The organism is Streptomyces flaveolus (assembly GCF_000716535.1).
In the GTDB taxonomy this organism is placed as follows: Bacteria; Actinomycetota; Actinomycetes; order Streptomycetales; family Streptomycetaceae; genus Streptomyces; species Streptomyces flaveolus_A.
In genome coordinates, this window is the sequence record NZ_JNWV01000007.1 from 194,165 (window position 1) to 212,251 (window position 18,087).

Consider the following 18,087-nt stretch of genomic DNA (forward strand, 5'->3'; position numbering starts at 1 on the left):
CCTCCGCGGACTGAGTACGATGATCCGACCCCTGTGCTGAGAAGGGGGACCCGTAGCGGAGGAGATGCGTCCCGTGGCTGCCCGACTGCCCTCGTGGGCCTGGGTCACCGGTCTGACGGCGGGGGCGACCGCGGCCGTCGTCGCCCTCGCCGTGCAGGCGAATCACGGGCCGCATCCCACGGCCGCCGTGACCAGGCCCAGCGCGTCGGCATCGGCGAGCCCCCACGCGTCCCTGACACCGAGGACGCCGTCCGCCCCCGCCCTGCCGGACGAGTCCGGCGAGGGCCGCCGGATCGTGTACTCGCTCGGTGAGAAGCGGATCTGGCTGGTCGACGCGACCGGCAAGGCGGCCCGCACGTTCACGGTGTGGCCGGGCACGGTGAGCCCGCAGCCCGGCCGCTACTCGATCACCCTGCGCACCCAGTCCCTCAAGGGCTCGGACGGCGTGGAGATCGAGCACGTCATGTACTTCACCAAGGTGTCCGGCGTGAACGTCGCCTTCTCCAACGCCCTGGACGGCTCCTCGCCCCCGCCCGCGAACGGCCAGAAACTGGGCGGCATCCGCCTGCACAAGGAGGACGGAGCCGTCCTGTGGGCCTTCGGCGACCAGGGCACCCGGGTGGCGGTGGTCAAGTAGCGTCCCGGCCGCCCGAGGGCAGCTGGTTGACGATGAGCGCGACGCCGCTGAGCAGGAACACGCGGGTCGCCGCGTCCAGGCCGTTCCACGTCTTCGACTGCCACATCGCGAACCACTCACCGCCGATCGCGATGAACCCGGCACCGAAGAGCAGCAGGAGCATCAGCAGGCCGTAGGTGGACCAGCGCCGGGCGAGGGCGTCCCTCCGGCGCGCCCACAGGTACGTCCCCCAGACCAGCAGCAGCGCCGCCACGGTCTCCCACACGATGACGAGGACGTACGCGGTGTCCTGAAGTGCCGTACTGGTGACGGCCCGCCACATCAGGTCGTCGTCCTTGAACGTCGTGTCCATCGCCAGTACGTGCCGCACGAACTGCTGGTTGGTCCCGAAGTCGGTGATGTTGCCGAGCGCGACCAGGGCGATGTAGAGGGCGAGTATGCCGGTGAGCACACCGGCGGCGAGCCTGAGGCCGGTGTGATGGGTGGGGGTGGTGGTCATGGCTGGATTCTTCCCGGTGGCCGCCCCGGTCCGCCGTACGCATTGCGCCAGAATCCGGCCGGGCGGCGCTGAACGGACCGTTCCCGGTCGATTACAGTGCTGGGCGTCGTACAGGCGGACGGTGCCAGGGGAGGTCTGGTGGGGGCGACAGCCGGTGCCGTCTGGGGGCGTGCCGAACAGCAGGACTACCGGAGCCGGGTGCGGGGGACACTGCTCGGGGCCGCGGTGGGCGACGCGCTGGGCGGGCCCGCCGATCCGCTGTCCCTGGAGGAGATCCGGGCCGCGTACGGCGGTGAGGGGCTGCTGGACCTGGCCTTCGGGCACGGGCGGCGCGGCACGGTCACCCATCACACCCAGCTGACCCTGTTCACCGTGGACGGGCTGATACGCGCCCAGGTGCGCCGCGACACCGGCGCCTGGCATCCGCCGACCGATCTGCACCGGGCCTATCTGCGCTGGGCGGCCACCCAGCGGGACTGGGGGCCCGACGAGCGCCGCAAGGAAGACGGCTGGCTGGCCCGCGAGGAGTGGCTGTACGCCCGCCGGGACCCCACCCGCGCGCTGCTCATCGGGTTCGGCGACGACACCATGGGCACGCTGGAGTCCCCGAAGAACCCGGGGGAGCTGGGCCCGGAGGCGGTCGCCCGCTCGGCACCCTTCGGCCTCCTCGTCGGCTGGGAACCCCAACTGGTCGTCCAACTGGCCGTGGAGTGCGCGGCCCAGACCCACGGCCACCCCATCGCCTACCTGTCGGCGGGCGCGTACGCCGTGATCGTGCACGGGCTGGCCCGCGGCGACAGCCTGGACGGTGCCGTGCAGCGGGCCCTCGCCCTGCTCGCCGTCCGCCCCGGCCACCAGCCGGTCTCCGACGCCCTCCAGCACGCCCTCGGAGCGGTACGGCAGGGGATGCCGACCCCGGCCCGGGTGGAGGAGCTGGCCGGCGACGGCACGGCGGACGGGCTGCTGGCCGCGTCCGTGTACTGCGCGCTGGTGGGGGAGGACGTACGGCACGGGCTGTGCCTGGCGGTGAACCAGAGCGGCCCCTCCGCCGCGGCGGGCGCCCTCACCGGCGGCCTCCTCGGCGCCCTGCACGGCGAAACGGCCCTCCCGCCGGCCTGGCTGGCCGAACTGGAGGGCCGTCCCACGATCCTCGAACTGGCCGACGACTTCGCGATGGAGATGACCCAGGGCCCCGCGCTGCACGGCCCGGCCGGTTCGTCACCGGGGTGGCTGGCCCGGTATCCGCGGGCGTGAGCGGAGTCCCGGTGACAGCCGCTACGGCGCCCCCACCACGTCGTCGCCCGCCGTGGCCGGCACCGGTACCGCCGCCACCGCGTCGCCGTCCGTGTTGACCTTCTCGATGACGGCCAGGCGGGCCGGGGTGTCCTCCGGCTTCAGGTAACCGATGAGGATGTAGAGGACCAGGGAGACCGCGAGCGGGATCGAGACCTGGTACTGGAGCGGGACACCGCCGTCGACGCTCCAGTTGATGGGGTAGTTGACCAGCCAGAAGGCCAGCAGACCCGCCGCCCAGCTGGTGAGCGCGGCCGTCGGGCCGGAGCGGCGGAACGTGCGCAGCAGGCCGAGCATCATCGGGATCGCGATGGGGCCCATCAGACCGGCCACCCACTTGATGACGACGGTGATGATGTCCTTGAGGGTGGGCGAGTTGACCTGGGTCGCTACCGCCATGGACAGGCCGAGGAACACGACCGTCGTGACCCGGGCCGCGATCAGCCCCGAACGCTCGCTCCAGCCCCGCGCCTTGGCCGACAGCACCGGCGCCACGTCCCGGGTGAACACGGCGGCGATCGCGTTCGCGTCGGAGGAGCACATCGCCATGGTGTGGGAGAAGAACCCGACGATGACCAGGCCCAACAGGCCGTGCGGCAGCAGTTGTTCGGTCATCAGGGCGTAGGAGTCGGAGCCGTCCGGCTTCTGCGCGTGGACCAGCAGCGGGGACATCCACATCGGGAAGAACAGCACCACCGGCCAGACCAGCCACAGCACCGCCGACAGCCGGGCCGAGCGCTCGGCCTCGTGGGCGCTGCCGGTGGCCATGTAGCGCTGGGCCTGGTTGAGCATGCCGCCGTTGTACTCGAAGAGCTTGATGAAGAGGAACGCGAGGAGGAACACCGTGCCGTAGGGGCCGACCAGCGGCTTGCCGTGGCCGTGCAGGGCCGGTTCGTCCCAGGCGCCGAAGAAGCCGATGTTCTTGTCGTTCAGCTTCAGCACGACGGCCACGAACATCGCGATGCCGGCGAGCAACTGGATGACGAACTGGCCGAGTTCGGTCAGCGCGTCCGCCCACAGGCCGCCGATCGTGCAGTAGACCGCGGTGATCGCGCCGGTGATGAGGATGCCCTGGTTCAGCGAGACGCCGGTGAAGACCGACAGCAGGGTGGCGATGGCCGCCCACTTGGCGCCCACGTCCACGATCTTCAGCAGCATGCCGGACCAGGCGAGCGCCTGCTGCGTGGGCAGGTTGTAACGGTTCTTCAGGTACTCCAGCGGGGAGGCCACATGGAGCCGGGAACGCAGTCGGTTGATGCGCGGCGCGAACAGCTTCGACCCGATGGCGATGCCGAGCGCGATGGGGAAGGACCAGGTGATGAAGGAGGTGACGCCGTAGGTGTAGGCGATGCCCGCGTATCCGGTGAACATCACGGCGCTGTAGCCCGACATGTGGTGCGAGATGCCGGAAAGCCACCAGGGCATCTTGCCGCCGGCCGTGAAGAAGTCGGAAACGTTGTCCACGCGCTTGTGCGACCAGACGCCGATCGCGACCATCACACCGAAGTAGCCGATGAGCACGGCCCAGTCGAGACTGTTCATGTGCCCGATCGTGGGTCCGCCCACATGAACACGACAAGCAAGCGTAAGGTCAAGTCACGGTAAAATTGTTCGACTTGCTGATCGACGTTCATCAGTGTGAACGGCGGAAAAGTCTCGCGAAAGTGGCTCAGCGCATCAGCTCGCCCGCGTTGACCAGCAACGACTGCCCCGTGATCGCCCGCGCCCGGTCCGAGGCGAGGAACACCGCCGCATCCGCCACATCCCCGTCGGTGGCCAGCTCCGGCAGCGCCATCCGCTCGCTCAGCCGCGCCAGCACCTCCTCCTCGGGCACCCCCTCCGTCAGCGCGGTGAACCGGACGTACGCCTGCACCGGCGGCCCCCACATCCAGCCCGGCAGCACGGTGTTGACCCGGATCCGGTACGGCCCCAGCTCCCGCGCCAGCGAGTACATCGCACTGGTCAGCGCCCCCTTCGAGGCGGCGTACGCGGCCTGCTTCACCTGCGAGGGCGCGGCCACCGCCGACTGCGTCCCGATGAACACCACCGACCCGCCCCCGCCCGCCCTCAGCGCCGGCAGGCAGGCCCGGGTCATCCGCAGCGTCCCCAGCAGGTTCACGTCGACGACCGACCGCCAGGTCGTGAAGTCGGCGTCCTCCAGGCCGCCGAAGTACGAGTCCCAGGCGGCCACCTGCACCACGGCGTCGATCCCGCCGAACCGCTCCCGCGCCAGCGCCGCCAGCGCCTCGCACTGCCCCTCGTCCGTGATGTCCGTCGCCCGGAACGCCGTACGCGTGCCCTCCGGATCGATCCCGGCCGCGCTCTTGGCGAGGTTCGCCTCGGTGCGCGCGCCGAGCACCGCGTTGCCGCCGTCCCGCACGACGGCCGCGGCGACCTGGTGGCCGAGCCCGGCCCCGACGCCCGAGACGACGACGGTCTTGCCCGCGAGCAGGGACATGGGCCCTCCTTCGGTATGGCGCTTCATCTGACGGGGCGTCAGAGTATGGGCGACCGCAGGAAAGGGGAACCGCATGAGCGAGGACACCCGCAGCGAGCGGTACGCCGAACTGGCCGCCGTCGGCCCGTACGGCGTCCGCCCCGGCCACGCCCTGATCACCATGGTCGAACCGCACCCCGGCCACGAGTACGCGTACAACCGCTGGTACGAGGACGACCACTACTACGCCGGCGCGATGGCCATGCCCTGGATGTACGCCGGCCGCCGCTGGGTCGCGCCCCGGGAGCTGCAACTCCTGCGCTGCCCGGAGAAGTCGGCCGTCGCCCAGCCGGTCACCGCCGGCTGCTACCTCTCCACCTACTGGATCGCCGCCGGCCGCTACGACGACCACATGAGGTGGACGGTCGCCATCAACAAGCGCCTCAACCGGGACGCCCGCGTCTACCACGACCGCACCCACGTCTTCACGGCCTTCCAGGACCACGAGACGACGGTGTACCGGGACGGCGCCGCCGGTCCCCGCGACTTCCACGCCCTCGACCACCCGTACGCGGGCCTGGTGCTGGAGGTGATCGACGCCGAGTCCGCCGAGCGGCGGACCGCTCTGCTGGAGTGGCTGCGCGACCGCCACCTGCCGCGTCGGCTCGCCGGCTCCCCGGCGGCGATGGTGACCGTGTTCCGGCCCACCCCGCTGCCGGGCGACCGCATGACCTACGTCCGGCAGGTCGAGGGCGTGGACACCCGGCTCACCCTGCTGTGGTTCCTGGAGCGGGACCCGCGGGAGTGCTGGGAGGAGCACTTCACGGGGCTGGACGGGCAGGTGGCCGCGGCGGGACCGGGCCGGGTGGAGCTGGTGGCGCCGTTCATCCCGACGGTGCCGGGCACGGACACGTACGCCGACCGGCTCCGCTGACCGTCAGGGCTTCTTCAGCTCGTCGGGGCACGGCGTACCGCGCGGCAACTGGTACGGCGCGGCCAGCCGGTACGTGCCCGGCTTCGGCGCGAGCAGCGTGGTCCACTTGTCCCCGTCGACGTCCTCCGGCGTCGCCATCAGGCACGCCTTGACCTTGTCGTAGGACTGGCTCTTGCCGTGCTCGTCGACGATGCTCAGCCACGGCGAGTAAGGGATCCGGATCAGGATCCGCCCGGCCTTGCTCACCCGCAGCGTCATCTCGCCCTGCTCGGCCCGGTCCACCACCGCGTTCGGCTCGGCGAGCGGCGCCGGATCGGTCACCTTGAACAGCTGCCAGTTCGCGTCGCCCCAGACCTGCTTCAGATACGGCATCCCGCGCCGCAGCAGCTGCCGCTCGCGCTCGCCGCCGTCTCCGTCCGGGTTGTCCTTGGGCAGCACCACGTAGTGCACGGCCCACCGCTGGAGCCACTCGTGGTAGTTCGCCGAGTTGAGCGTGTCGTCGTAGAAGAGCGGGTTGCGCTCCATGTCGGCCTGCCGGTTCCAGCCGCGGGCCAGGTTGACGTACGGCGCGAGCGCGGAGGCCTCGCGGTGCGAGCGGGCCGGGACCACCTCGACCCGGCCCTTCTCGGCGCCGACCTTCTGCAGCTCGTTGACCAGCGGCGCGAGCTCCCGCGCCCAGGAGGCGGCCGGGGTGGTGTGGATGATGTCGTCCACCGACTTGAAGCCGAGCCAGCCGACGAAGCCGAGGAAGGCCAGCACGGTCACGTACCACTTGCGGGACTTCGGCACGGTGTACGGCAGGGCCGCGATCAGGGCCGCGCCCGCGAACATCATCGGCAGCCGCGAGATGTTCGACCCGATCTGCGAGCTGATCAGCCACACCAGGACGACGGCGACGCTGTAGACGGCGGCCGTCAGCCGGACCGTCACCCACTCCTTCGGCACCAGGAACAGGCACAGCAGGCCGTACGACAGCGGCATGACCACCGAGCCGAAGCCCATGGGCTGGGTGCCGGAGAACGGGAACAGCCAGGCCGACACCGCGACCACCGCCGACGGCGCGAGACCCAGCGCCCACGCGCCCGGCCGCCGCTTCTGCAGGAACAGCGCGACCGCGACCAGGCCCACGAACAGCCCCGCGACCGGCGAGGCCATCGTGGCGAGCGCCGCCAGCGGGGCGGCGACCAGGGCCTTCGCCCAGCGTTTGAACCGCCACCGGTGCGGCCAGCAGAACACCGCCGCCACCGAGCCGAGCGCGAACATCGTGCCGAGCCCGAAGGTCACCCGGCCGGAGATCGCGTTGCACAGGAAGGCGAAGACCCCGGCGAGCGAGGCCCACAGCGGGTTCCTCACCGACCGGCTGCGGATCAGCACCGTCGTCAGCAGACCGGCCGAGACCGTACCGGCGATCATCATCGTGGTCCGCACGCCGAGGACCGACATCAGGTACGGCGACACCACGCTGTACGACACCGGGTGCATGCCGCCGTACCAGGCGAGGTTGTACGCCGAGTCCGGGTGCCGGCCGACGAACTCCGCCCACGCGTCCTGCGCCGCGAGATCGCCACCGCTGTTCGCGAAGGTGAAGAACCAGATGATGTGCAGCACGCCCGACAGCACCGTCATCGACAGCGCGGGGTGCCGGAGCAGCCGCTGCCGGAGCGGTTCCAGGGCGGCGAGCGGACGGGCGCGTCCGCCGGGGCGCACCCCGGCGTCGGGCTCGGCGACGCGCCGGCCCGGGTCAGTCGTGGACAGACGTATTCGCGGGCCGGATCCCGGGCCCGGATCTGCGTCGTCGGCGTGTGTCGGCTCCGCTGTGGCCACCTGAAGGCACTCCCCGTGTCCCGTCTTCTGTTCTCGGCCGCTTCCCTCGGAGTACCCGGCCGCGTTCCGTCCAGTTCGCGGCCCTGTCCCGGGACCGGCGACCTGCCCCGATTCGTGACGCTAGCACGCACCCCGCCACGGGGCTCCCGGGTGGGGGCTCCGTGACGGGGTGCGCGGGGGACGGGGACGGGCGGGCGGGGGCGTACGGCCGGGGTGGGCGGGGCGTACGGCCGGCCCGGCGGGTCAGCCCAGCCGGGTCAGCTTGGCGCCGATGCCGGGCTCGGTCAGGTCCTTCTGGAGGGCCACCGGGACCTTCACCGCGCCGGCCGTACCGTCACCCACGGTGAGCGTCCCGACCCGGGTGCCGGCCTTCGCGGTGTGCGGCACGGTCCCGGACGCGAAGGACAGCTCGACCTTCTTCCCGGCCCAGCCGGCCGCCGTGACGTCCTTCGTCACCACGACCGGGGTACGGCCGCCGAGCCGGTCGTCCACGTAGCCGACGACGTCCCCCTTCTTCACGATCCTCGCCGAGGTCAGCGCGTCCTGGGCGGCGAGCAGCGCCGTCTTGCTGACCGCGTTGACCGTCTTCAGGATCTCCGGCTTGTGCTGGCCGAGGATCGCGCCGACGATCGTCACCGTCTGCCCGCCGACCTGCTTGCGGGAGGCGAAGAGCAGGTTGCCGCCGGCCGCGGTGGTGCTGCCGGTCTTGATGCCGATCGCGCCGATGCGGTACGGCAGCTCGTTGTAGTTCGGCCAGAACTTGCCGGAGGGGTCCGTCCAGCTCGCCGCGCTGCTGATCGCGACCAGGGCCGGGACCTTGACGAACGCGCGGCCCAGCTTCACCTGGTCCTCGGCCGTGGAGACGGTGGTCTCCTTCAGCCCCGAGGGGTCGGTGTACGTCGTGCCGGTCATCCCCAGTTCCTTGGCGGTGGCGTTCATCTTCTTGACGAACGCCGCCTCCGAGCCCGCGTCCCAGCGCGCGAGCAGCCGCGCGATGTTGTTGGCGGAGGGGATCAGGACGGCAGACAGGGCCTGCTTCTCGGTGAGGGTGTCACCGGCCTTGACGGTGTCGAGCGTGGACTCGCCGGCCTTGTTGTAGCCGCCCTCCTTCTCCGCCGTCGCGTCGACCTTGATCTTCGGACCCTCCTGGCCCGGCTTCAGCGGGTGGTCCTTGAGGATGATGTACGCCGTCATGGTCTTGGCGACCGAGCCGATGGCCACGGGGGTCTGCTTGCCGAAGTGCCCCATCGTGCCGACGCCGTCCACGTCCATCCAGCCCTGGCCCTCGCCGGGCCAGGGCAGTTGGGTGCGGTCGCCGGCGAAGGTGTAGCTGTCCTTGCCGGTGAGCGCGAGGGTGGGCGTCGGCAGCGGGCGCACGGCCTGTACGACCGCAAAGATGATCGCCAGGAGCAGGACCAGCGGGGTCCAGATCTTGATCCGGCGCACGAGCGTGCGGACCGGGGTCTCCGGGGGCGGGGGCGTGTTCGTCAGCTCCGCCAGCAGGTCCAGCGGGGGCTTGGGCGGGAGCGGCTGCTGGGTGGTGCGCTCGGGGCCGATCTGGGGGACGGGGGTGGTGGCGTCCGCCGCCTTGGCCTCGGCGGCCGGCTTGCGCAGGTCGTCCTTGAGCGCGACGAACTTGCTGGTGCGCTCGGACTCGGACTCCGGGGCCTTCGGCTTGCCGCCGAGCTTGAGCATGGTCGTCGGCTGGTCGACGGGCGGTGTCTTGGGGCGGACGGCCTTGAAGACGGTGGTGGGCTGGTCGAGGTGCGCCGCCTCGTCTTCGCCTTCGGCGTCCGGTTTCCCGCCCGCATCACCGGTGCGGCTCTCGGCGCCGGCTGCGGGTGACCCCTGCGGTGCGTCCCCACCGTCGGCGTCCTCCGGGCCGTCGTCGCCCGCAACCGCCTCGGCTACGCCTTCGCCGCCGACGGCGACACCGGCACCGCCCTCGGCGCCCTCACCGGTCTCGGCGTCCGCCGGGTCCTTCGCGTCCGCATCGGCCTCGGCGTCCGCCACGCTCTCCGCGCCGGCTTCCGCGTCCGTCCCGGCCTCCGCGCCCGCCTTGGCGTCCTCGTCCTTGGCCGGCTCGGCGCGGTCGGCGTCCGCGTCAGACGGCTCTTCGACGTCAGCCTTGGCGTCAGACGTGTCCTCGGCCTCTGCGTCCGCGTCAGACGGCTCCTGGGTCTCTGCCTTCGCGTCAGACGGCTCCTCGGCGTCAGCCTTGGCGTCAGACGTGCCCTTGGCCTCCGTTTCCGCGTCAGACGGCTCCTGGGCCTCTGCCTTGGCGTCAGACGTGTCCCCGGCCTCTGCGTCCGCGTCAGACGGCTCCTCGGTCTCTGCCTTGGCGTCAGACGTGCCCTCGGACTCCGCATCGGCGTCAGACGGCTCCTCGGCCTCTGCCTCTGCCTCCGCCCCGGTCTTCGGCTTCGTGGCCTTCGCCGGCTCCTCCCCGGCGTCGTCGGCGTTCGCAGGTGCGTCCGGGCTCGGTTCGCGCACCCAGGTCGACACCGCCGCCTGCAGGTCGGTGTCCTCGGGGTCGGCCGACTGCTTCCGCGTGGTCGGGGTTCCGGGTCGTACCGTCAGGACCTTCGTCGCCGTGTCGCCGGCCGAGGACTTCCGTTCGCGGGACACCGCGAGACGCGGATCGCGCGCCTCGGGAACCGAACCCGCGCTCCCCGACGTCGGTTCCGCCGACGACTCGCGCTGCTTCGACCTGTCGGGGGACTCGCCCGCCACCGATGCCTCCTCCATGCGCCGCACGCCTACGCGCGCGCCCTGTCCGAACCATGTACCAGTGTCCTGTGTGAGGGCTTGGCCCCTGCGGTAGACGAGAACGACATACCTACCGGTTCCCTCACGAACCGGTCACGCACCCTCGACAGACCAATGTGAGAGGGGTCACCCTGTCATTCATCCACGCGGGGAGGCATGGATGGGCAGGAGCCGCAGAACACTTCCGGAGGAGCTTCTGTTGCTGGCACTGGACCCGACCACGGGTACCACTGCACAGCCGCAGTCGCTCGACCTCGGTCTGGCCGGTGCACAGCTAGTGGAGCTGGCGCTGGCCGGACGGATAGCCCCAGACGGGGATCGTATCGCCGTGGTGGTGCCACGGCCGACAGGAGATCCGACTCTGGACTGCGCGTTGGAGTTGCTGCGAAGGCGTGGCGCTCCCGTGCGTGCCGTCCACTGGATCGGCGGGCCCCGACTCGGGCTCCGCCAGACCTACCTCTCGCATCTGGAGCGGTGCGGCATGGTCGCCGCCGTGCCGGGTCAGATGTGCGGGGTGTTGCCGACGACGCGCTACCAGGCGACGGACAACGACATCAGCCGGGAGATCCGTGCCCGGCTGGACTCCGCGATCCGCACCGGCGTACCGCCGGACCCGCGGACCGCGGCGCTCGCCGCCCTGGCGCACGCCGTCGGGCTCGGCAAGCATCTGTATCCGGGGAACGAGGGACGGTCGTCCCGGTCCCGGCTGCGGGATCTGATCCGGCACGACCCCATGGGCGGGCTCGTCGCCCACGCCGTCATGGACGTTCAGAACGGTGCGGCCGCCCAGCCGCGCCGCGGCCCGGCCTCGGCCGGCCGTCAGCCCGCGCCCGGCGCCAGGCCCGCGCCGGAACCCGCACGCGGGGTTCCGATGCAGCCGCGTCGCGGGTCCATGGCGCGCGCCGTGGCCCACTGAGCCGTAACCCCGGTCCCCACAGACCCGGTTCGGGAGCCGCTGGTCCGAGCGGGGCGGTGAGATCCTTGTGGTCTCGCCGCCCCGCTCGACCGCGTCCCCGGCTGCATATCCACGGTTTCCCAGCGGTAGAAAGCACCTTGGTGGCAGTCTGCTCAACAGCAGATACGCAAAGTGTTAAGCAACAGGCAGGCAGCCGGAGGTGCACGTCCCGTGGCGTCCAATGTCAATCCCACCGTCAGGCGGCGCCGGCTGGGCCAGGAGCTGCGCAGGCTCCGTGAGCTCAAGGGCATGACGGCCGAAGAGGTGGCGGAGCGGCTGCTGGTGTCGCAGTCGAAGATCAGCCGGCTGGAGAACGGCCGGAGAAGCATCAGCCAGCGCGACGTGCGCGATCTGTGCGGGGTGTACGAGGTCGAGGACCAGCGGATCGTCGACTCGCTGATGGAGATGGCCCGGGATTCCAGACAGCAGGGCTGGTGGCACACCTTCGGCGACATCCCGTACAGCGTGTACATCGGGCTGGAGACGGACGCCGAGTCGCTGCGGGTGTACGAACCCCAGCTCGTGACCGGGCTGTTGCAGACCCGTGCCTACGCCGAGGCGCTGGTGCAGGGCGCGTTGCCGGAGACGTCGACCGCGGAGATCGAGAAGCGTGTCCAGGTGTGGATGCGCCGACAGGAACGTATCACCGCCCAGGCCAACCCGCTCCGGCTGTGGGTGGTGCTCGACGAGGCGGCGCTGAAGCGGGTCGTGGGCAGCCGGCTGGTGATGCGCGAGCAGTTGGAGCACCTGATCGAGATGTCACAGCTGCCGCACGTCACCGTGCAGGTGCTGCCCTTCGACGTGGGCGCGCATCCGGGGCTCAACGGCCAGTACGCGATCCTGGAGTTCGCCGACGCGGCCGACTCCAGCGTGGTGTACCTGGAGGGCGTGACCAGCGACCTGTACCTGGAGAAGGCGCAGGACGTGCAGAAGTACGCCGTGATGTACGAGCACCTGCGGGCGCAGTCCCTCAATGTGGAGGCGTCCCGGAAATTCATCGCCGATGTGGCGAAAGAGTACGCCGACTGATGCGAGATCGCGCGAGGCGCGGGATCGTACACCGCCGGTCCACTCCAGTGGAAGGCTCACCTGGAATATGCCATCCGGTCGAGTGAACGGCTCCTCCGCGGCGAGCAGTTGCCCGGTAGCGTCGATCACGCCAACCAGTCGACATGGTTGGCGTGAACCGCACTACGCAACTCGCAACAGGAGTGGACATGGCACTGATTCAGGGCGCTTCGGAGACGTGGATGAAGTCCTCCTATTCCGCGGGCAACGGCGCCTGCGTCGAGGTCAAGTCGCCCACCGCCGCCGAACTCGCCGTCCGTGACTCCAAGACGCCCGAGGGCCCGATCCTGGCCTTCCCGGCCGACGCGTGGAACGCCTTCGTGTCCTCGGTCAAGGCGTGAGGGGTTCTCCCTGACCCTGGTCCGTACAACAACTGCACACGCACCACCAGGAGAGCCCTCTCGACCAGTCGCCGTCCTTGCCGAGAGGGCTCACCGCCTTCTTCCGGGCCACCGCGAGGCCCGAGCCGTGCTCAGCCCAGCTGGGCCTCGATCGCGGAGACGACCTCGGCCGACTCCGGCTCGGTCTGCGGCGAGAACCGCGCGACGACCCGACCGTCACGGCCGATGAGGAACTTCTCGAAGTTCCAGCGGATGTCCCCGCTGTGCCCCTCGGCGTCGGCGAACCCCACGAGCCGCTCGTACAGCGGATGCCGGCCCGCCCCGTTCACCTCCACCTTCTCCGTCAGCGGGAAGGTCACGCCGTAGGTCGCCGAGCAGAACTCCGCGATCTCCTCGGCGGTGCCGGGCTCCTGCCCGAGGAACTGGTTGCAGGGCACGCCCAGCACGGTGAAGCCCTGCTCGGCGTACCGCTCCTGGAGCTTCTCCAGCCCGGTGTACTGCGGGGTCAGGCCGCACTTGGAGGCCACGTTCACGATGAGGACGGCCTTGCCCGCGAACCGCGACAGATCCGCGGAGCCGCCCTGGAGGGCCCCGATCTCGACGTCCAGCGGGGAGCCGCTGTGCTCAGTAGTCGTCATGCCCGGATGCTAGCCCCGCCGGCCCCCGCCCCCCTGCCCGGCCTCACCCAGACACCCCCGCCTCCCCTGCGCGGCCCTGCCCCGGCCTCCTCAGCGGCCTCGCCACGGCCCACCTCCGGGGCCGCACCCTGGTTTACCTCCGGGAGCCTCGCCCCGGCCTCCTCCGCGGCCGCACCCTGGCCCACCTCCGGGGCCTCGCCCCAGCCTCTTCGCCCGGCCCGCCTCGTACGTCACAGGCCCCTTTGCCCGCCTCGCCCACACCACCGACTCTCCTGCGCGGCCCTGCCCCGCCCTCCTCCGCGGCCGCACCCTGGCCCACCTCCGGGGGCCTCATCCCAGCCTCTTCGCCCGGCCCCGCCCCGTACGTCACGGGCCTCTTTGCTCGGCCTCGCCCAGACGACACCGATTGCCCGTCTCGCCCAAGACGCCACCGGCTCCTCACCTCCGGTCCCCGGCTCCCCATGTCACCGGCCCCCGGCTCCCGGCTCCCCACGTCACCGGCCCTCGGCTCCTCCCTGCCCCGCCTCTACCAGGACGTCACCGGCCGTCGTCCGCACGTACAGCACCGACCGCCCGGCCCGCCGCCGGGTCACCAGCCCCGCCTCCCGGAGCACCTTCAGATGGCGGCCCACCGAGCCCAGCCCCTGCCGGGTCACGGCGGTCAGCTGGGTGGTGCTCATGGGGGAGCCGAGGAGCACCAGCACCGCGGCCCGGCCCGGTCCGAGCAGCGCGCTCAGCCCGGCGGGCACCACCCGGCCCCCGTCCCCGGCCAGGACACCGGCACAGGGATAGACCACTGCGTACCGCGCATGGTCCTCCCAGGCGACCCAGCCCATGCGCTGCGCGGTCACCGGCACGAACACCAGCTCCGCGCCGGAGATCTCGCGCGGCGGATACTCGTGCAGGTTGATCTGGAACCGGTTGTCCCCGAGCCACCGCGTGCCGCCCGGCCGGAGGGAGTCCAGCACGCTCGCCCAGCCGCCCCGGGTCGCCTGCGCGGTCCGCGCCACCACATCGGCCTCCAGCACCCGCCGGCGCCGCTGCCAGGACGGTCGTACGGTCTCCTCCCACACCCACTCCAGCAGTACGGCCGCCCGCTCGGGCAGATCGTCCCGGTCCAGCTCGGCGGGCAGCGGTCCGGCGAGGGAGAGCCGCAGGTGCGCGCGGGCGTCCGCCGGCCGGGTGGCGCGGACCCGGGCGATCCCGTTCGCAAAGCTCTCGCCGTCGCGGGGCGTGGGCGTGAGGAAGTCGGCGATCCACTCCCGCCCCAGCCCCGCCCGCACCAGCCGGGCCGTCACCGGGTCGGCCGCGAGCCTGTCCCGGTAGGCGGGCAGATGCGTGCTCAGCCAGGAGTGCTCACCGGGATGCGTCCCCTGCCCGGCGTGCAGCAGCTTCAGCCCGGCGAAGGTCTCGGCGAGCGGCGAGATGACGAACCGGCTCCGGGCCAGGGTGTCCGCGTTGAGCTGCCACCACCCCACGAGCGCCTCCTCGTACGCCGCGTATGGACCTCTCGGTACGGACCTCTCGGTACGGACCTTTCGCGCACGGACCTTTCGCACGACGGCGAAACAATAACGAGCCCGCTGCGGCCCGTCCGAGACTCCGGGACATGCCCAGCTACCGATCCCTGTTCCGCACCCCGGAGTTCACCCCGCTCTTTCTCGGCGCCGCCGCCCAGAACGCCGCCGGGACCGTCGGTGGCCTCGCCCTCGGCACGCTCGTCTACCGGTCGACCGGCTCGCCCCTCCTGTCGGCGCTGAGCATGTTCGGCTCCTCGCTGGCCCAGGTGCTCGGCGCGACCTTCCTGCTCTCCGGCGCCGACCGCCTGCCCCCGCGCACCACCCTCGCCGCCATCTCGCTGGCCTTCGCCGTCGGTACGGCACTGCAGGCGCTGCCCGGTCTGCCGGTCGGCGCCCTGTTCGCCGTCGTCCTGGTCCTGGGTCTGGTCGCCTCCCTCGGGGGCGGGGTCCGCTGGGGCCTGCTGAACGAGATCCTCGCCAAGGACGGCTATCTGCCGGGGCGTTCGCTGTTCAACATGATGAGCGGGCTCATGCAGGTCGCCGGGTTCGCGACCGGCGGTGCCCTGCTCGCCACCCTCTCCCCGCGGGCCTGTCTCCTGCTGGCCGTTGCCCTGTACCTGACGGCCGCGCTCGTCCTGCGCCTCGGCCTGACCGACCGTCCGCCCCGCGCCACGGGCCGCCCCTCGCCGTCGGCGACCTGGCACGCCAACGTCGGGCTGTGGTCGTCCCGCCCGCGCCGCCTCACCTACCTGGGCCTGTGGCTGCCCAACGGCATGGTGGTCGGCTGCGAGTCCCTCTACGTGTCGTACGCCCCGCACGCGGCCGGCACCCTGTTCGCCTGTGCCGCGCTCGGCATGCTCGCCGGGGACGTGACGGTGGGCCGTCTGCTGCGACCCGCGGTACGGCGCCGGCTGGCCACCCCGCTCCTGTTGCTGCTGGCGACGCCGTACCTGGTGTTCTTCGCGCACCCGCCGGTGCCGGTGGCGGTGGTCTGCGTGACCGTGGCCTCCGCCGGTTTCGGCGCGGGCCTGGTCCAGCAGGAGCGGCTGATGAGCCTGACCCCCGACACCCTGGCCGGCCAGGCGCTGGGACTGCACTCGGCCGGCATGCTGACCTTCCAGGGCGTGAGCGCGGCGCTGGCCGGCGCGGTGGCCCAGCTCACCTCACCCGCAACGGCGATGACCGCGATGGCGGCGGCCTCGCTCATCACGACGCTGGCGCTGTCCACGGCTGCCGGACAAGCCCCGCCGCGCCCCTCCGCCGCGCCCGTGCGGGAACGGTCTCGGTCCTGACATCGAGGCGCGGCCGACGGGGAGGGACGGCGGGTCCGGCATGCTGGATCCGTTCTGGCCGGGGCTCGCCGGGAGGGGCGTCTTCCGAAACGTCGGCGGGCGGGGCACCAGGAGTAACGTGGCAGGTGCGAGGCGAGTCCCGTTTTCGCCCCGGCTCTCCGAAGACGGGTGGTCCTCATGGCCGACTCCCCTTCACCTCCTGTATCGCGGCGGCTGCCCAGCGGTGTCCATGAGGCCGTACGGCCGGGGTGCGCCCTGCTGCGGCTGGAGACCACACAGTCGCGCGAAGGCGTCCTCGACGGTGCGTGGTGGCCGCGCTCGCGCGATATCGGGGCTGAGCTGCCCGCGCTGCTGAGCGCTCTGATCGGACACCTCGGACCCGTGACCCGCGTGGGGCTGGACACCGCGGCCTGGGAAGGTCTCCCGACGCGGATCGTCGTGGACGACCGGGTGGTGCACATCGACTCCTTCCCGGTCGGCGACGACACGGTCCTGATCACCCGGGGCGACCAGGACATCTTCTCGCTGCTGGTGGTCCCGCCGAACGCGGCACCGGAGGCCGCCCGCGCCGCGATGGCGCAAGCGGTACGAGCAGACAACATCAGCCGAGCGGAACAGATCCTCATCGACACCGGGAGCGGGAGGGACTCCTCGGTCAGCCACGCCACTCCATCATGAGCAGCGTCGCGTCATCCGTGGTGCGCCCGCCCCGCCGCCGCTTGAGCGTGTGAGACAGCGAGCGCGTCACCGCCCGGATCCCGTGGCCGGACTTCTCCAACTGGTTCACACAGTCGATCAGCTGGTCCTCCCCGAACTCCTCCCCGCCCCTCTCGTGCTCCTCGACCAGTCCGTCGGTGAAGCAGAGGACCCGGTCCCCGCGCTCCAGCCTCAGCTCGCTGACCGGCGGCTTCTGGCCCCCCAGGCCGACCGGGAGGGTCGTCGGGGCGACCAGACGCTGTGCGACCCGGTGGTCGCGGACGAGGATCGGCGGCGGATGACCGGCATTGACCCACTGGACCCGTCCGGTCGTGGTGTCCAGCTGCATGATCTGCGCCGTGACGAAGTGTTCAGGGCCGAACTGCTTCGCCACGGCGCAGTCCATGAAGTCGTAGATCGCGGACAGGCCGATGCCGAGGCGGCGGGCGTGGCGGTAGGCGCCGATGGCCACGGTGGCCATCGTGGCCGCGTCCAGTCCGTGACCCATCGCATCGATCATGACCACGTGGAGGACGTCGTCGTTGAGGGCGTAGTCGAAGCTGTCACCCGCGACGTCATAGGCGGGTTCCAGGATGCCGGCGACCGCGACACGAGGCATGATCATCGCCAGTGGTGGCAGCAGGGACCACTGGATCTCCGCGGCGACGCTCATCGGTTGGCGGCGCCGGACACCGAAGAACAGGTCGGAGTAGCCGTGCTTGGTCACCAACAGGTCGGCCACCAGGCCGGAGATTCTCAGCAACAGGCGGCGGTCGTCGTCATCGATGCCGTCCAGCGTCACTGCCATGACGCCCACTTGATCGCCGCCGTCGAGCAGCGGCAAATGGATCCGTATTCCGTCGTTCTCAGACAGCTCGGTGGGGACGGCCTCGAGAAAGCAGCGGCCCGCCTCGGAGCCGTCGATCATCTGCGGTTCCCCGTCCGTGAGGCCCTCCCCGGGCAGGGGTACGAGCAGCAATTGGCCGTAGTCCTGCAACAGCACCTGCGGACGGCGGCCCCCCAACCGCTCCAGCACGTCGGCGACCAGCGGTGCGATGAGGTGGGGGGGAAGCTCGTGCGCGCGATCGAGAATCGCTCCCAGCAACGCTTCCCCGAAGCTCTCGGAGCGGTCCGCAGGCCGTTCGGGCGTCATCCGCTCTCCCGCCATGATCCGGGCGTATCGG

Annotated in this window: 16 protein-coding genes; 8 read left to right on the forward strand and 8 right to left on the reverse strand. The window is 71.3% G+C overall.

Annotated elements, in window-relative coordinates; genetic code table 11:
• Positions 1-73: 73 nt before the first annotated feature.
• A complete protein-coding gene (locus OO52_RS09650) occupies positions 74-637 on the forward strand; it encodes a hypothetical protein (protein WP_078876762.1) in 564 nt (187 codons plus the stop codon).
• On the opposite strand, the gene OO52_RS09655 is transcribed toward OO52_RS09650, so the two are convergent.
• Positions 630-1,136 (reverse strand): DUF2165 domain-containing protein, encoded by a 507-nt coding sequence (locus OO52_RS09655; protein WP_030642847.1) that lies wholly within the window; start codon positions 1,134-1,136, stop codon positions 630-632. The genes OO52_RS09650 and OO52_RS09655 overlap by 8 nt on opposite strands.
• A gap of 138 nt (positions 1,137-1,274) precedes the next feature.
• Between OO52_RS09655 and OO52_RS09660 the strand changes: the two genes are divergently transcribed.
• Positions 1,275-2,390, forward strand: a complete 1,116-nt coding sequence (locus OO52_RS09660) for an ADP-ribosylglycohydrolase family protein (RefSeq protein ID WP_030642845.1) — start codon at positions 1,275-1,277, stop codon at positions 2,388-2,390.
• A gap of 21 nt (positions 2,391-2,411) precedes the next feature.
• On the opposite strand, the gene OO52_RS09665 is transcribed toward OO52_RS09660, so the two are convergent.
• Positions 2,412-3,971: a sodium:solute symporter family protein gene (locus tag OO52_RS09665; RefSeq protein ID WP_030642844.1), complete on the reverse strand. Its 1,560-nt coding sequence runs from the start codon at positions 3,969-3,971 to the stop codon at positions 2,412-2,414.
• Positions 3,972-4,098: 127 nt separating this feature from the next.
• Positions 4,099-4,887, reverse strand: a complete 789-nt coding sequence (locus tag OO52_RS09670) for an SDR family oxidoreductase (RefSeq protein ID WP_030642843.1) — start codon at positions 4,885-4,887, stop codon at positions 4,099-4,101.
• Positions 4,888-4,960: 73 nt separating this feature from the next.
• Here OO52_RS09670 and OO52_RS09675 point away from each other — a divergent pair, with 73 nt between their 5' ends.
• On the forward strand, positions 4,961-5,800 hold the full coding sequence (locus OO52_RS09675; protein ID WP_030642842.1) for a hypothetical protein: 840 nt from the start codon (positions 4,961-4,963) through the stop codon (positions 5,798-5,800).
• A gap of 3 nt (positions 5,801-5,803) precedes the next feature.
• Here the strand turns inward: OO52_RS09675 and OO52_RS09680 are convergent, their stop codons facing one another.
• Both OO52_RS09680 and OO52_RS09685 read right to left on the reverse strand, forming a co-directional pair.
• Positions 5,804-7,624 carry a hypothetical protein gene (locus OO52_RS09680; protein ID WP_030642841.1) on the reverse strand — a complete coding sequence of 607 codons (1,821 nt, stop codon included), beginning with the start codon at positions 7,622-7,624 and terminating at the stop codon, positions 5,804-5,806.
• Between the two features lie 243 nt (positions 7,625-7,867).
• Positions 7,868-10,372: a D-alanyl-D-alanine carboxypeptidase gene (locus OO52_RS09685; RefSeq protein WP_078876764.1), complete on the reverse strand. Its 2,505-nt coding sequence runs from the start codon at positions 10,370-10,372 to the stop codon at positions 7,868-7,870.
• Positions 10,373-10,553: 181 nt separating this feature from the next.
• On the opposite strand from OO52_RS09685, the gene OO52_RS09690 reads away from it, so the two are divergent.
• The 3 genes from OO52_RS09690 (at position 10,554) to OO52_RS09700 (ending at position 12,757) form a co-directional block, all read left to right on the forward strand.
• A complete protein-coding gene (locus tag OO52_RS09690; protein ID WP_030642839.1) occupies positions 10,554-11,309 on the forward strand; it encodes a GOLPH3/VPS74 family protein in 756 nt (251 codons plus the stop codon).
• A gap of 210 nt (positions 11,310-11,519) precedes the next feature.
• The gene (locus tag OO52_RS09695; RefSeq protein ID WP_030937034.1) at positions 11,520-12,377 is read left to right on the forward strand and encodes a helix-turn-helix domain-containing protein; all 858 of its coding nucleotides are present in this window, start codon (positions 11,520-11,522) and stop codon (positions 12,375-12,377) included.
• Between the two features lie 188 nt (positions 12,378-12,565).
• Positions 12,566-12,757 (forward strand): DUF397 domain-containing protein, encoded by a 192-nt coding sequence (locus tag OO52_RS09700; RefSeq protein ID WP_030642837.1) that lies wholly within the window; start codon positions 12,566-12,568, stop codon positions 12,755-12,757.
• Between the two features lie 131 nt (positions 12,758-12,888).
• Here the strand turns inward: OO52_RS09700 and OO52_RS09705 are convergent, their stop codons facing one another.
• Both OO52_RS09705 and OO52_RS09710 read right to left on the reverse strand, forming a co-directional pair.
• The gene (locus OO52_RS09705; RefSeq protein ID WP_030642835.1) at positions 12,889-13,395 is read right to left on the reverse strand and encodes a glutathione peroxidase; all 507 of its coding nucleotides are present in this window, start codon (positions 13,393-13,395) and stop codon (positions 12,889-12,891) included.
• A 494-nt stretch (positions 13,396-13,889) separates the two neighbouring features.
• Positions 13,890-14,873 (reverse strand): ArsR/SmtB family transcription factor, encoded by a 984-nt coding sequence (locus OO52_RS09710; protein WP_030642833.1) that lies wholly within the window; start codon positions 14,871-14,873, stop codon positions 13,890-13,892.
• Between the two features lie 131 nt (positions 14,874-15,004).
• Between OO52_RS09710 and OO52_RS09715 the strand changes: the two genes are divergently transcribed.
• Together OO52_RS09715 and OO52_RS09720 are read left to right on the forward strand one after the other, a co-directional pair.
• Positions 15,005-16,207 (forward strand): MFS transporter, encoded by a 1,203-nt coding sequence (locus OO52_RS09715; protein ID WP_030642831.1) that lies wholly within the window; start codon positions 15,005-15,007, stop codon positions 16,205-16,207.
• Positions 16,208-16,384: 177 nt separating this feature from the next.
• Entirely contained in the window at positions 16,385-16,885 is a 501-nt protein-coding gene (locus OO52_RS09720; protein ID WP_030642829.1) for a DUF5994 family protein, read from the forward strand.
• On the opposite strand, the gene OO52_RS09725 is transcribed toward OO52_RS09720, so the two are convergent.
• Positions 16,863-18,056, reverse strand: coding sequence for a PP2C family protein-serine/threonine phosphatase (locus OO52_RS09725; protein WP_030642828.1), 1,194 nt, complete (start codon positions 18,054-18,056; stop codon positions 16,863-16,865). The two genes, OO52_RS09720 and OO52_RS09725, sit on opposite strands and share 23 nt — an antisense overlap.
• Positions 18,057-18,087: the final 31 nt, after the last annotated feature.

Bases quoted from the DNA above. Each gene is read 5' to 3' on its own strand.
- OO52_RS09655 (WP_030642847.1), bottom strand. From the start codon at position 1,136: ATGACCACCACCCCCACCCATCACACCGGCCTCAGGCTCGCCGCCGGT.
- OO52_RS09665 (WP_030642844.1), bottom strand. From the start codon at position 3,971: ATGAACAGTCTCGACTGGGCCGTGCTCATCGGCTACTTCGGTGTGATG.
- OO52_RS09670 (WP_030642843.1), bottom strand. From the start codon at position 4,887: ATGTCCCTGCTCGCGGGCAAGACCGTCGTCGTCTCGGGCGTCGGGGCC.
- OO52_RS09675 (WP_030642842.1), top strand. From the start codon at position 4,961: ATGAGCGAGGACACCCGCAGCGAGCGGTACGCCGAACTGGCCGCCGTC.
- OO52_RS09685 (WP_078876764.1), bottom strand. From the start codon at position 10,372: ATGGAGGAGGCATCGGTGGCGGGCGAGTCCCCCGACAGGTCGAAGCAG.
- OO52_RS09690 (WP_030642839.1), top strand. From the start codon at position 10,554: ATGGGCAGGAGCCGCAGAACACTTCCGGAGGAGCTTCTGTTGCTGGCA.
- OO52_RS09700 (WP_030642837.1), top strand. From the start codon at position 12,566: ATGGCACTGATTCAGGGCGCTTCGGAGACGTGGATGAAGTCCTCCTAT.
- OO52_RS09705 (WP_030642835.1), bottom strand. From the start codon at position 13,395: ATGACGACTACTGAGCACAGCGGCTCCCCGCTGGACGTCGAGATCGGG.
- OO52_RS09715 (WP_030642831.1), top strand. From the start codon at position 15,005: ATGCCCAGCTACCGATCCCTGTTCCGCACCCCGGAGTTCACCCCGCTC.
- OO52_RS09720 (WP_030642829.1), top strand. From the start codon at position 16,385: ATGGCCGACTCCCCTTCACCTCCTGTATCGCGGCGGCTGCCCAGCGGT.
- OO52_RS09725 (WP_030642828.1), bottom strand. From the start codon at position 18,056: ATGACGCCCGAACGGCCTGCGGACCGCTCCGAGAGCTTCGGGGAAGCG.